This window comes from Rathayibacter sp. VKM Ac-2760 (assembly GCF_009834185.1).
Taxonomy (GTDB): Bacteria; Actinomycetota; Actinomycetes; order Actinomycetales; family Microbacteriaceae; genus Rathayibacter.
The window spans coordinates 577,740-591,033 of record NZ_CP047173.1; the positions used below are offsets into that span (position 1 = coordinate 577,740).

Here is a 13,294-nt window from a genome sequence, read left to right on the forward strand (position 1 = left end):
AACAGCAGCACCCCCGGCGCGAGGACGCGCACGGGGCCGGACCTCTCGAGGAGCGACATGCCTGCACTGACCGACACCTTCACCCTGTCCAACGGGGTCGAGATCCCGAAGATCGGCTTCGGCACCTGGCAGATCGAGGACGGCGCCGACGCCTACGACGCGGTGACCACGGCCCTCGAGGCCGGCTACCGCCACATCGACACCGCCCGCGGCTACGGCAACGAGGCGAGCGTCGGCCGGGCCCTGCGCGACAGCGGCATCGCGCGCGACGACGTCTTCATCACCACGAAGCTGCCCGCCGAGGTCAAGGACCACGCCGGCGCGAAGGACAGCTTCGAGACCACCCTGGCCGAGCTCCAGCTCGACCACGTCGACCTCTACCTGATCCACGCGCCGTGGCCGTGGTCGGACATGGGCTCGGACCACCGCGACGGCAACATCGCGGCCTGGAAGGCGATGGAGGAGATCTACGACTCCGGCCGCGCCCGCGCCATCGGCGTCTCCAACTTCTCGGTCGACGACCTGGAGTCGCTGATCGCGGCGACCGACGTGAAGCCGCACGCGAACCAGATCCGCTGGTTCGTCGGCAACACCCAGGACGAGACCACGGAGTACTGCCGCGCGAACGGCATCCTCGTCGAGGGCTACTCGCCGCTCGCGACCGGCGGCCTGCTCGAGAACTCCGACCTCGCCGACATCGCGAAGTCGAACGGCGTCTCCGTCGCGCAGCTCTGCATCCGCTACCTCCTCGAGAAGGACGTGCTGCCGCTGCCCAAGTCGACGACACCCTCCCGCATCCTCGAGAACGCCCAGGTCGACTTCCCCCTCTCGGCGGACGACGTCGCCCGCCTCGACGCCCTCACCGACACGGAGTCCTGACCCGCCCCCAGCACGCAGAAGTTGCGGTAGTCGCGCCCGACTACCGCAACTTCTGCGTACTGCCGGAAGTACGCCGGTCGAGCGGCCGCGAAGCGGCCCCTCATGCCGGCCGAGCAGCCGCGGACCGGCGTATCGAGACCCCGCGTCCTTGCGATGGTGGATCTCGATACGCGCCCTGCGGGCGCTACTCGATCAGCATGATGCGCCGGCGCTGGTCGGTTGCGTTCGAGGAGTTGCTGAGCGGCGCCCCTCTTTGCTGGTCGAGTAGCCGCGCAGCGGCGTATCGAGACCCACGTGTTCGAAGCCCGACGTCGATCCTCGCCAAGATCACTTGCTCTTGTTCGAAACGCTGATGTCGTCGTCGCGAGCGGAGTCCCGATACTCGAGGGAGACCGTGATCCCGAGCTCGTGCAGGATGCGGAACAGCCGCTTGGCGTAGAGCGTCGGCTGCCCGGTCTCCAGGTTCACGACGTACTCGCGCGACAGGCCGATCCGTTCTGCGAGCTCGGTCTGGCTCAGGCCGGACTCCTCGCGCACAGCGCGGACGACCGAGGCGAGATCGCTCGCCTTGCGAGCCTTGATGGTCGGCACGGCTCCTCCTGAGGTCTCGAGTGCGACTCGTGTCGCACCGCAGCTGTGGGTATTTCCTCACATTACGCTCCTGTGAGGAAAAGCGCACAGGTGGGCTTTGTGCGAAAATCCTCACACCTTGGTTGTGCGAGGACTCTGCGGCGTGAGGTCGCTCTCGATCCGTGCCCTTCGGGTGCTGGTCGAATCATCAGGGAGTGCGCGCGAGCTGCCATGGAGGTCGTGGAGCCGCGCAGCGGCGCCCTGCTCCTGCTGGCGGAACAGCCGCGGAGCGGCCCCTCACGCCGGCCGAGCAGCCGCGGAGCGGCTCCCTTCTTGCTGGTCGAGTAGCCGCGGAGCGGCGTATCGAGACCCGGCGTGCTTGCGGTGGTGGATCTCGATACGCGCCCTGCGGGCGCTACTCGATCAGCATGGGCAGCGCCGCGCCCCCCTTCTCCCGAGAACGAGGAGTGGGCGGGGCGGGGCGGCCCAGCGGGTCAGGCGAAGCGGAGCAGGTGGGCGCCGTGCGCGGGGAGCTCGAGCGCGACCGCGCCGTCGGCGACGGGGAGGGGCTCGCCCGTCCAGGCGTCGACGGGGGTGCCGGTGCAGCCGAGGTCGGCGAGGTGCGCGGAGTACGAGCGCGGGGCGTCGCCGAGCCAGAAGACGCCGCGCCACTGTGCGTCGCCGCGCCAGGCGCTCCAGACGACGAGGTCGCCGTCGCGGACGATCTCGCGGCTGCCCTCGCTGGAGAGGAGGGCCAGGACGTCGTCGTTCGTCAGCAGCGCCAGGGTCTCGGGCGGGGTGTCGGGGAGGTGCCCGCCCATCATCAGCGGCGAGCGCAGCAGGCACCAGAGCGTCACGAGCGTGCGCTGCTCGGCGGGGGTGAAGCGCGAGAGGCGGTCCTCGCCCACGTGCGCTCGCACGCCGATCCGGCCGAGCGGCAGCATGTCGGCGTCGGCCCACGCGCCGGGCCGCTGGTGCGGTGCCCAGCGGGCGGCGCGCTGGAACTGCTCCTGCAGGTGCCCCCAGTCGTCCCAGAAGTCGTCCGAGATCCGCCACATCTGCGCCGTGTCGCGCAGCACGTCGAGGTTCTCCAGCGAGAGCTGCTTGCCCGGCGAGAGGCTCAGCACCATCGGCCGGCCGGTCGCGTCGATCGCGCGGGAGAGCGCGGCGATCTCGTCGGCCTGGATCGGCGGGTAGAGCACGTCGTCGAGCTTGACGAAGTCGACGCCCCACGACGCCAGCTGCGCCATCACCGAGTCGTAGTACTGCTGCGCGCCCGGCACGGTCATGTCCACGCCGTAGTTGTCCGGGTTCCACGGGCAGACGTTGCCGCGGTCGGCGATGTCGGCGCAGGTCGCGTCGGAGCCGAGCACCGGCAGCCCGAGCTCGGCGGCCCGGCGGGGCACGCCGCGCATCAGGTGCACGCCGAAGCGCAGCCCGAGGGCGTGCACGCGTGCGGCGAGCGCGGTGAAGCCTCCGGTCGCAGCGGAGGGGAAGCGCCCCACCGCGGGCTGCGGCCGGCCCCAGTCGTCCAGGACCGGCTCCGACACCTCCTGGTAGTCGCTCGTGCCGGGGTCCGGCTCGTACCACTGGATGTCGACGACGACCGTGTCCCAGCCGTGCGGCAGCAGGTGCTCGGCGAGGTACTCGGCGTTGGCGAGCACCTCGTCCTCGGTGACGGAGGAGCCGAAGCAGTCCCAGCTGTTCCAGCCCATCGGCGGGCGGCGGGCGGCCTCGGTGCGCGTCAGGATCATGCCTCCGACCCTGCCACGTCGGAGCCCGTCAGCTCGAGAGCGCCGACCAGCTCCAGCGACACCGTCGCGAAGGAGTGCGGCGGCAGCGTCACCCGCAGCCCGGTCGCGGTGGTCTCCAGCCCCTCGAGCGCGACCGGGCTGACCGCGTCGGCGTCGCCCGGCCGGTTGTGCGCCTGGGGCGAGTCGGCGGTGAGGAGCCGCCCCGTCGCTCCGGTCACGGCACCGCCGCGGAAGGACAGCTCGATCTCCAGCGGCTCGTCGAGGTCGACGTTGGTCATCGAGACCAGCACGCGCCCGTCCTTCACCGAGGCGGAGGCCGAGGCCAGCGCGATCTCGCGCCCGTCGACCGCGTGGGTCGGGCCGGCGACCGTGGTCGGCAGCACCGTCGCGTCCTGGTGCCCCTTGTTCATCTCGAAGACGTGGTAGGTCGGCGTCCGCACCATCTCGCCGCCGTCGGGGTCGGTCAGCAGCATCGCCTGCAGCACGTTGACGGTCTGCGCGATGTTCGCCATCGACAGCCGGTCGGCGAAGGCGTGGAAGACGTCGAAGTGGATCCCGGCGACCATCGCGTCGCGGATGGTGTTCTGCTGGAAGAGGAAGCCCGGGTGCGTGCCCGGCTCGACGTCCCACCAGGTGCCCCACTCGTCGAGCACCATCCCGTACTTCTTCTCGGGGTCGTGCACGTCCATCACGGCGGCGTGCGAGCGCAGCAGCTCCTCGATGCCCTGCGCGGCGACGATCGTGCTCCAGTAGGTGTCCGCGTCGAAGTCGGTGGCGCTGCCCTTCGCGTGCCAGCTGCCGCCGATCGTGTAGTAGTGCACCGAGATCGACTCCCACGGCACGGAGGAGAACGGGTGCCCCTCGATCTCGGGGATCACCTCCATCAGCGTCTGCGTCCAGTGCGTGTCCGCGCCGTCGGCGCCCGCGGCGATGCGGTGCAGCGGCACGTCGTTGCCGCTCTGCACGAAGGTGCCGAACTGACGGGCGAGGTCGGCGTAGGCGCCGGCGCGCATGTTGCCGCCGCAGCCCCAGGTCTCGTTGCCGAGGCCCCAGTAGCGGACGATCCACGGCTCCTCCCGGCCGTGCGAGCGGCGGAGGTCCGCCATCGGCGACTTCCCGGAGCCGGTGAGGTACTCGACCCAGTCGGCCATCTCCTGCACAGTGCCGGAGCCGATGTTGCCTGAGATGTAGGCGTCGGCGCCGAGCAGCTCGCAGAGGGCCATGAACTCGTGGGTGCCGAAGGAGTTGTCCTCGGCGACCCCGCCCCACTGGGTGTTGATCAGGCCGGGGCGCTCCTCGCGCGGGCCGATGCCGTTGGTCCAGTGGTAGCGGTCGGCGAAGCAGCCGCCCGGCCAGCGGAGGTTGGGGATGTCGAGGGCGCGCAGGGCCTCGACGACGTCCAGGCGGATCCCGCCGGCGTTCGGGACGGGCGAGTCCTCGCCGACCCAGAAGCCGTCGTAGATGCAGCGGCCGAGGTGCTCGGCGAAGTGGCCGTAGACGTGCTTGCTGATGGTGGCGCCGGGCCGGTCCAGGTCGACGGTGACGGTGGTGTTCACGGGGTGCTCCAGGGTGGTGGCGGAAACAGTGCTGGCGGAAACAGTGCTGGCGGGCGAGTCGGTGGCGGTCACGGCGGCCGCGCTCACGCGTCGACGCGGACGAGCCGCAGGACGATCGCGCGATCGGCGTGGAAGGTCGGCAGGTCGAGCCCCGCCTCGCGCAGCAGGCTGCCCGAGTAGGCGGGGGCCGGGGCGTCGGAGTCGAGCGGCACGGTCGACTCCAGCCAGCGCGGGCTCTGCCAGGGCGGACCGAGCGAGCCGGGGCGCGCGGCCTCGACGCGGTAGCGCGCCGCCGGGTCGAGGCCGGGGAGGCGGACGCGGCGGCGCGAGTCCGCGGTCAGCGCCGGCGTGACCAGCGTGTAGAGCGCCTCCGAGCCGTCGGTCGCGACGACGCCGCGCAGCGAGGGGGCGTCCGGGTCGGAGTCGCCACTCCCCACGACCCGGCCGGTCGCGATCAGCCCGCGGTGCTCGCGGTACGCCGCGATCCAGCCGGCCAGCACCGGCTCCTCCTCGGCGCTCAGCTCGCGGAGGTCCCACTCGAGGCCGAAGTGGCCGAGGAACGCGATCGCGCAGCGGGTGTGCAGGTCGCTGGTGCGGCCGGTGACGGAGTTGACCGGCGAGGCCACGTGCGAGCCGAGCATCTCCGGCGGCACGAGCAGCCCGGTCCAGCGCAGCATCCGCGAGCGGTCCAGCGGGTCCTGGTTGTCGGAGGTGTGCACCCGGTCGGTGCGCTCGAGGATCCCGAGGTCGACGCGGCCGCCGCCGGAGGCGCAGCTCTCGATCTCGAGCTCCGGATGCCGCGCGCGCAGCTCGTCGATCAGCCGGTAGAGCGCGAGGGTCTGCTCGTGCACGGCGGCGGCGCCGGTGGCGGGGTGGCCGGCGTCGATCAGATCGCGGTTGTGGTCCCACTTCAGGTACGCGACGCCGAGGTCGGCGACCAGCCCGTCGAGCACGCCGAGGATGTGCGCGAACGCGTCGGGATTCGTCAGGTCGAGCACCTGCTGGAAGCGGAACCGCGGCGGCAGCTCCTCGCGGGCGCGCAGGATCCAGTCGGGGTGCGCGCGGGCGAGGTCGGAGTCCTCGTTGATCATCTCGGGCTCGACCCAGAGGCCGAACTCCATGCCCAGGCCCCGGACGTGCTCGGCCAGGGGGAGCAGGCCGTCCGGCCAGGAGACGGGGTCGGGCGTCCAGTCGCCGAGGCCCGCGCGGTCGTCGCTGCGGCCGAGGAACCAGCCGTCGTCGAGCACGTAGCGCTCGACCCCGAGGGTGGCGGCGCGGTCGGCCAGCTCGGCGAGGGTCGCGAAGTCCTGCTCGAAGTAGACCGCCTCCCAGACGTTGAGGGTGACCGGGCGCGGGCGGAGCGAGGAGCGGGAGCGCTCGCGGAGGAAGGCGTGGAAGCGGGCCGCGGCGGCGTCGAGGCCGTGGCCGAAGCTGCCGGAGATCCAGGGGGAGTCGTAGCTCTCGCCGCGCGCGAGGCGGACCTCGCCGGGCAGGAGCAGCTCGCCGCCGCGGAAGGCGAGCCAGCCGTCGCCGCGCTCCACCGCGTGCTCGTGGTTGCCGCCGATGCCGACGTGGCAGAGCCAGACCCGGCCGTCGGCGGCGTCGAAGCCGGGGGTGCCGATCGCGACGACCGTCGTCGCGTCCAGACCCGTGCGGCCGCGCCGCGAGGAGCGCGAGTGGCTGCCGGTGACGACGGGGTGGCGCTGCGGGATCTTCTCGGTGCCCCAGCGGCCGGCGAAGTCCAGGATCTCGCGGGCCTCGGTGGGGATCCGCAGGGCGGGGTCGACGCCGATCACGTCGAGGTGCCCGTCGCCGTCGTTGCGGACGGCGACGCGGGTCCTGAGCAGTCCGGCGGGTGAGAGAACGATCTCCAGAACCACCTCGATTCCGGCCTGCGCGTCGTGCGCCTCGACCGTCACCGCGGCGCTGCCGGGCTGCACGACGGCGCCCGCCGCGAGGGCCTCGCCGTCCACCGAGACGGCGTCGACGGTGAGCCGCGGCGACCAGCCGGCGCCCTCGCGGTGCACTCGGAGACCGGGCAGACCGGCCCAGCCGAAGGTGTGCTCGGGCAGGATCCCGGGCTCGTAGGGCACGTCCGAACCGCCCGCCATCCCCGTCCTCTCGGGAGTTCTTGCGAAACCGGCGAGGTCGTCGTCGCTCGCGTCGATCCGCGGACCCCAGTGCAGCAGCACCGGCAGATCACCCCCCGACTGAGTGAGGAGGACGGACACGTCATCGGCGACGAGATGGATCACTCTCGGGGATTGCATGAGGACATTCCTACCGTCGATCCTGAGCGGAGTACAGTCAGAGATCGATCTCGACCGCGGTCGATCCGCGATCCCTCCATCCGCGACCGATCCACCCGCGACCGATCCATCCACCACCGCGATCCACCCACTCGACGACGAGGAGCCTCCATGCCGCTGACCCACCCGGCCCCGCACGAGTCCCGCCTGGAGCGCGGCGTGCTCGACGCCCGGCGGCGGCTCAACCGCGACTACCTCCTCTCGCTGAGCGACGAGGGGCTGCTGCAGAACTTCCGCATCGAGGCCGGGATCGGCGACCAGGGCTGGCACCTGCACCCGTCCGAGGAGTCGCGCGAGGCCCGCGGCCTCGACCGGCACTGGGGCTGGGAGACGCCCGGCTCGCAGCTGCGCGGGCACTTCCTCGGCCACTGGCTCTCGGCCGCGGCGCGCGAGGTCGCGGTCACCGGCGACGCCCTGCTGCGCGCGCGGCTCGACTCCGTGCTCGACGGTCTCGAGCAGTGCCAGGAGGAGAACGGCGGCGGCTGGATCTGGGCGATCCCGCGCGGCTACCTCGACCGCCTGGCGACCGGACGCCCGATCTGGGCGCCGCAGTACGCGATGCACAAGCTGCTGATGGGCCTGGTCGACCTGCACCTCGACCTCGGCGACGAGCGGGCGCTGCTGCTGGCGCGGGCGGCGACGACCCCGCTGCTGGAGTGGGTCCGCGGCTTCGACGACGCCGCGTTCCAGGAGATCCTCGAGGTCGAGACCGGCGGCATGCTCGAGGTCTGGGCCGACCTGCTCGCGATCACCGGCGACCCCGTCTACACCGAGCTGCTCGGCCGCTACGACCGCCGCTCCCTCTTCGACGGCCTGCTCGAGGGCCGCGACATGCTCACGAACAAGCACGCCAACACCACGATCCCCGAGGTGCTCGGCGCCGCCCGCGCCTACGAGGTCACGGGCGACGAGCGCTGGCGCCGGATCGTCGAGGCCTACTGGGAGCAGGCCGTCACCCGCCGCGGCACCTTCTGCACGGGAGGTCAGACCTCCGGCGAGATCTGGACGCCGCCCTTCGCGTTCGCGGCCCGCCGCGGCGAGAAGACGCAGGAGCACTGCACGGTCTACAACATGATCCGGCTCGCCGACGTGCTGCTGCGCTGGACCGGAGAGCTCGCCTACGCCGACTACATCGAGCGGAACCTCTGGAACGGCCTGCTCGCCCAGCAGAACCCGCGGACCGGGATGGTCGCCTACTTCCTGCCGCTCGAGGGCGGCGCCCGCAAGGACTGGGGCAGCCCGACCGAGGACTTCTGGTGCTGCCACGGCACGCTGGTGCAGGCGCACACCCGGCACTCCGGGCTCGTCTTCTACCGCGGCGGCGACGCCGAGCTGACGATCGCGCAGCACGTCGACGCGAGCGTCCGCATGGCGACGGCGGCGGGCGAGGCGGCCGTGCGGGTCGAGGTGCTCGACAACGCCGGCTACGTCGGGCCGGACGCGAACGCGGGGGAGGCGGGCGATGCGCACCGGCCCTCCGCCTCGCGGATCCGCATCGAGGTGGAATCGGCGGAGGGGGTCGCGCTGCAGGTGCGGATCCGGGTGCCGGAGTGGACCGTCGGCGAGCCGGGTGTCGCGGGCGACACCGCGCGGGTCGAGCGCCTCGACGGCGCGCTGCTGCTGGCGCACCCCGGCGGCCGCACCGGCGTCGACCTCGCCTTCGGCACCGAGATCCGCGCCGTGCCGATCCCGGACGAGCCCGGCACCGTCGCGTTCGTCGAGGGGCCGGTCGTGCTGGCCGGCCTCGTCGACCGCGAGGTGAGCCTCCGCGGCCGCCTCGAGGACGCCCCCGCGCTGCTCGCCCCCGACAACGAGCGGCAGTGGACCCAGTGGCTCCGCGGCTACCGGACCGTCGGCCAGCCGTCCTCGATCCGCTTCCGGCCCCTGCACGAGGTCGTCGACGAACCCTTCTCGCTGTACTTCCCGGTCTCGGCCGGGAGCTGATGGACAGGACCCCCTCCGTGACCTGCGCTCCGCGCCCATGACCGCCGCCGCCTCCACCACCGCCGTGATGCCCCGTGGCCGGCTGCTGCTGCCGATCTTCGCGATGCTCGTCGGCTTCGGGCCGCTCACCATCGACCTGGTGCTGCCCTTCCTGCCGACGCTGCAGGACGACCTGGGCGTCTCGGTCGCCACCGCCCAGCTGGTCGTCACCGGCGCGACCTTCGGCTTCGCGGCCGGCCAGCTCGTCTCCGGTCCGCTGAGCGACGCGGTCGGCCGCAAGTGGCCGCTCGGCGTCTCGGCGGCCCTGCACATCGCGGCGAGCCTCGTCGCGGCGATGACCTCGGACACCGCGGTGCTGCTCTCGGCCCGCTTCGTCCAGGGCGCGGCCTGCACCGCGGCCGGAGTGGTCGTCACCGCGATCGTCCGCGATCTCTACAGCGGCAAGAAGCTCGTGACGATGCTCGCGAACCTCGCCGTGATCGTCTCGGTCTTCCCGATCCTGGTGCCCTCCGTCGGCGCGCAGCTGACCAAGGTGATCGACTGGCGCGGCTCCTTCCTCGCGGTCGCCGCGTGGGGTGCGCTCGCCACCGCGATCGCGCTGCTGGTGCTGCCCGAGACGCTGCCCCGCGAGCGCCGGCATCAGGGCGGGCTCGGCCCGTCGCTGCGCAACTCGTTCGGGATGCTGAGGCGGCCACGGGTGCTGGCGCTCGCCGCCGCCTCGGCCGCCGGCTGGTCGGTCGGCTTCGCCTACCTGGCCACCGCGCCCTTCCTCTACACGAACGTCTACGCGGTCGGGCCGGACCTCTACGGGCTGCTGTTCCTGGCGACCTCGCTGGTCACGATCGCGGTCGGGCAGACGACGGGTCGGGTGATCGTGCCGCGGTTCGGGCCGCGCTTCGCCATGTTCGCCTCGGCGATCGTCACGGGCCTCGGCGCCGTCGTGGTCGCGGTGCTCGCCCTCACCGGCACGCAGCCGCTGCTCGTCGTCGTCGGCGCGCTGACCTTCGCGCTCGCCGGGCGCTCGCTCGGCTTCGCGCCGGTGCAGTACCTCTCGCTGCAGGGCCCGTCGAGCGAGGCGGGCAGCGTCACCGCGATCCTCGGCACGGTCAGCTTCACGGCCGCCGGACTGGTGATGCCGGTGATGGGCGCGTGGGCGGAGATCTCGCTGATCCCGTTCGCGATCCTCCTGCTCGTCGCGGCGCTCGTCGTGGGCGGGGTGGCGCTGCTGTTCCGGCCGGGCTCGCGGCGCTTCGACCCGGGGGCGCGGCGGCTCGAGGACGAGCCGCGGCCGGCGGAGGACGCGAGGTCCGCCGAGTCCACGAGCCCCGCCGATGAGAAGCACTGACATGACCCTCCAGGAAGGAACCCCCGTGGAACTCCGCTCCAGCGACTACACCCTGCGCGCCCGCGCGGGCGGCCTCGAGGTGCTCGCGGGCGAGCACGTCCTGTACGCCAACGACCGCCCGCTGCGCGTCACGGTCAAGACCGTCACCGCGATCAGCGAGTACTCCGGCGCGCCCTACGACGACGTCGCGGTGGCGGACGGGGCGCTCACCGCCACCGGCACGATCACCGTGCGCTCGGGCTCGTCCTTCGCCGTCACCGACGTCTGGCGCGTCGCCGGCGCGGGCTTCTCCGTGCACCGCGAGGTCGAGGTGCTCGCGGCCGGCGGCGACCTCGGCTTCTCCACCGCGATCTCGCTCGGGCTGGCCGGCTCCGACGACCTGCGCGACTACGAGTGCTTCGCGCCCGGCGCCTGGTACCGCGACAACGCCTTCGGCCCGGCCGACGCGATGGGCCGCGACCCCGGCAGCGAGTACTTCTGGCGCACCGAGACCCACTACGCGCTGCCGCTGTTCGCCGCGCAGAGCCTCGCCACCGGCGAGACCGTGGCGCTCTCGCGCTGGGCGGCCGACGTCACCCTGCCGCGCCTGGACGTGGTCCGCTCGGAGAACTTCACCGACCCGGAGTGCACCGTCGGCTCGATCGGCCTGAGCCGCCCGCAGGGCACCACCCTGAACTACCTCTACTACGGCTTCGGCGTGCGGACGCCGCTCGACGAGGAGCCGGCCGGCCTCTCGATCGACTACGTCTACCCCGGCGCCGACGGTGAGCGCCCGGTCGACAACCCCTACTCCGGGCTCGACTACGACGCGGCGCCGAAAGCCCTCCAGCGGGTCAACCACCCGGTCGAGGTCGGCTTCCGCCAGCGCTACGCCGTGGCCGTCGACCTCGGCCGCCACGACGACTTCGCGACGATGATGCGCGCCACCTGGCGCAGCGCCTACGCGCGCCTCCGCGACGACCTGTTCGAGGTCGACAACGAGCGGCACTTCCATCACGGCATGGCGATCCTGCAGCGCCTCACCCGCCGCTACGGCGACGCCTGGGGCCTGCCGTTCGCCTGCCAGCTGCCGGACCTGGACGTCTCGAGCGTCTCGTTCCAGTTCGGCTTCGTCGGCCAGCAGCCCGGCATCGGCTACCAGCTGCTGCGCTACGGCGACCGCGAGGGCGTGCCCGAGGCGTTCGAGCAGGGCGTCGGCATCGTCGACTTCTGGGCGCGGACGGCGCTGCCCGAGTCCGGCCCGCCGCGGATGTGCTTCAACCCCGCCCTCGGCGGCTTCGAGCCGTACCCGCACTACCTCCGGATGCTCGCCGACGGCGTGGAGGCGATCCTCGACGCCTACCTGCAGCTGCGCGGCCTCGGCGACGAGCGGCCGGTCTGGCTCGAGTTCTGCCGGCGGACGGCCGACTGGCTGCTCGAGGTGCAGGACGCCGACGGCAGCTTCCACCGCGCCTACAACGCCGACGGCTCGGTGCGGATGGACTCGCGCTCGAACACCCCCAGCGTGATCCGCTTCCTCGTCCAGCTGCACCTGGTGACGGGGGAGCCCCGCTACCGCGCGGCCGCCGTGCGCGCCGGCGAGTGGTCGTTCGCGAACATCCACCGCACCCTCGAGTACCGCGGCGGCACCTGCGACAACGCGGACATCCAGGACAAGGAGGCTGGCATCTACGGCCTGTTCGGCTTCCTCGCGCTCTACGACCTGACCGAGGGGCACCGCTGGCTGGAGGGCGCCGTCCGCGCCGCCGACTACACCGAGACCTGGACCTACGCCTGGTCCTTCCCGGTGCGCACGCCCTGGCCGCGGCACCCCTTCAACCGGTACTCGATCAGCGGCCAGAGCATCATCACCCTCGGCGGCGGGGCCGATGTGTACCTGGCGGCCTGCTCGTACAGCTACTACCGGCTGTTCCTGATCACCGGCGACGACCACTACCGCGACGTCGCCGAGTTCCTGCAGCGCAACACCCGGCAGTCGACCGACGTCGATGGCAGCATCGGCTACGCGATGCCCGGCCTCGGCCACGAGAGCGGCGACTTCGCGAGCCAGATGCTGCGCAGCCACTACCACTGGCTGCCCTGGTGCACCTTCGTCGAGGTCGACCCGTCCTCGCGCCTGCGCGACACCTTCGGCGTCTACGAGATCGCCGACGCGCAGCGCCTGCCCGCCGCGGAGCTGGCGGCCCGCAACCGCATCTACGACCGCTACGGGCGGCCGGACGCCTGACCGCGGGCGGCGGTCGGCGGGCGGCGTCCTGCGGGCGGCCTCCTGCCGGGCGTCCGGCTGCACCTCCGGCTGCACCTCCGGCTGCACCTCCGGCTCGCGGAACCGCGTCCGGCTCGCTGAATCCGCTCGTTCCCGCGTGCCCAGGCGTATTCCGCGAGCCGGAGGTCGCCCCAGCAAACCTTCGGCTCGCGGTTCCGAGTCCGGCTCGCTGGATCCGCCCGTTTCGGCGTGCCGAGGCGTGTTCCGCGCGCCGGAGGTCGCTCCGGCAGACTTTCGGCTCGCGGTTCCGAGTCCGGCTCGCTGGATCCGCCCGTTTCGGCGTGCCGAGGCGTGTTCCGCGCGCCGGAGGTCGCCCCGGCAGACTTTCGGCGGACCTCCGGCTCGCGGTTCCGAGTCCGGCTCGCTGGATCCGCTCGTTTCGGCGTGCCGAGGCGTGTTCCGCGTGCCGGAGTTCGCTCCGGCAGACTTTCGGCGGATCTCCGGCTCGCGGTTCCGAGTCCGTCTCGCTCGAATTCGCCTGTTTCGGCGTGCCGAGGCGCATTCCGCGTGCCGGAGGTCGCTCCGGGAGACCTTCGGCGGATCTTCGGCTTGCGGTTGCGAGTCCGTCTCGCTGGATTCGCCTGTTTCGGCGTGCCGAGGCGTGTTCCGCGTTCCGGAGGTCGCTCGGGCGGACCTTCGGCGGATCTCCGGCTCGCGATTCCGAGTCCGTC

At 72.4% G+C, this 13,294-nt stretch carries 8 protein-coding genes; 4 read left to right on the forward strand and 4 right to left on the reverse strand.

The window, feature by feature from the left end; translation table 11 throughout:
* Window positions 1–57: 57 nt before the first annotated feature.
* Window positions 58–879, forward strand: a complete 822-nt coding sequence (locus GSU72_RS02565; RefSeq protein ID WP_159983468.1) for an aldo/keto reductase — start codon at window positions 58–60, stop codon at window positions 877–879.
* A 327-nt stretch (window positions 880–1,206) separates the two neighbouring features.
* Here the strand turns inward: GSU72_RS02565 and GSU72_RS02570 are convergent, their stop codons facing one another.
* The 4 genes from GSU72_RS02570 to GSU72_RS02585 form a co-directional block, all read right to left on the reverse strand.
* Entirely contained in the window at window positions 1,207–1,470 is a 264-nt protein-coding gene (locus GSU72_RS02570) for a helix-turn-helix transcriptional regulator (RefSeq protein ID WP_159983470.1), read from the reverse strand.
* 473 nt (window positions 1,471–1,943) lie between these two features.
* Complete coding sequence (locus tag GSU72_RS02575; protein ID WP_244255938.1) at window positions 1,944–3,203, reverse strand: glycoside hydrolase family 27 protein; 1,260 nt, start codon at window positions 3,201–3,203, stop codon at window positions 1,944–1,946.
* Window positions 3,200–4,759: an alpha-L-arabinofuranosidase C-terminal domain-containing protein gene (locus tag GSU72_RS02580; protein WP_244256073.1), complete on the reverse strand. Its 1,560-nt coding sequence runs from the start codon at window positions 4,757–4,759 to the stop codon at window positions 3,200–3,202. The genes GSU72_RS02575 and GSU72_RS02580 overlap by 4 nt, the downstream gene beginning before the upstream one ends.
* Window positions 4,760–4,842: 83 nt before the next feature.
* Window positions 4,843–7,029, reverse strand: coding sequence for an alpha-galactosidase (locus tag GSU72_RS02585; RefSeq protein ID WP_159983472.1), 2,187 nt, complete (start codon window positions 7,027–7,029; stop codon window positions 4,843–4,845).
* A 150-nt stretch (window positions 7,030–7,179) separates the two neighbouring features.
* On the opposite strand from GSU72_RS02585, the gene GSU72_RS02590 reads away from it, so the two are divergent.
* Genes GSU72_RS02590 through GSU72_RS02600 form a run of 3 tightly spaced genes read left to right on the forward strand, consistent with a single transcriptional unit; the run spans window position 7,180 to window position 12,584 of the window.
* Window positions 7,180–9,012, forward strand: coding sequence for a beta-L-arabinofuranosidase domain-containing protein (locus tag GSU72_RS02590; protein ID WP_159983474.1), 1,833 nt, complete (start codon window positions 7,180–7,182; stop codon window positions 9,010–9,012).
* A 37-nt stretch (window positions 9,013–9,049) separates the two neighbouring features.
* Window positions 9,050–10,357 (forward strand): multidrug effflux MFS transporter, encoded by a 1,308-nt coding sequence (locus tag GSU72_RS02595; RefSeq protein ID WP_159983476.1) that lies wholly within the window; start codon window positions 9,050–9,052, stop codon window positions 10,355–10,357.
* A gap of 1 nt (window position 10,358) precedes the next feature.
* Window positions 10,359–12,584: a hypothetical protein gene (locus tag GSU72_RS02600; protein WP_208545133.1), complete on the forward strand. Its 2,226-nt coding sequence runs from the start codon at window positions 10,359–10,361 to the stop codon at window positions 12,582–12,584.
* Window positions 12,585–13,294: the final 710 nt, after the last annotated feature.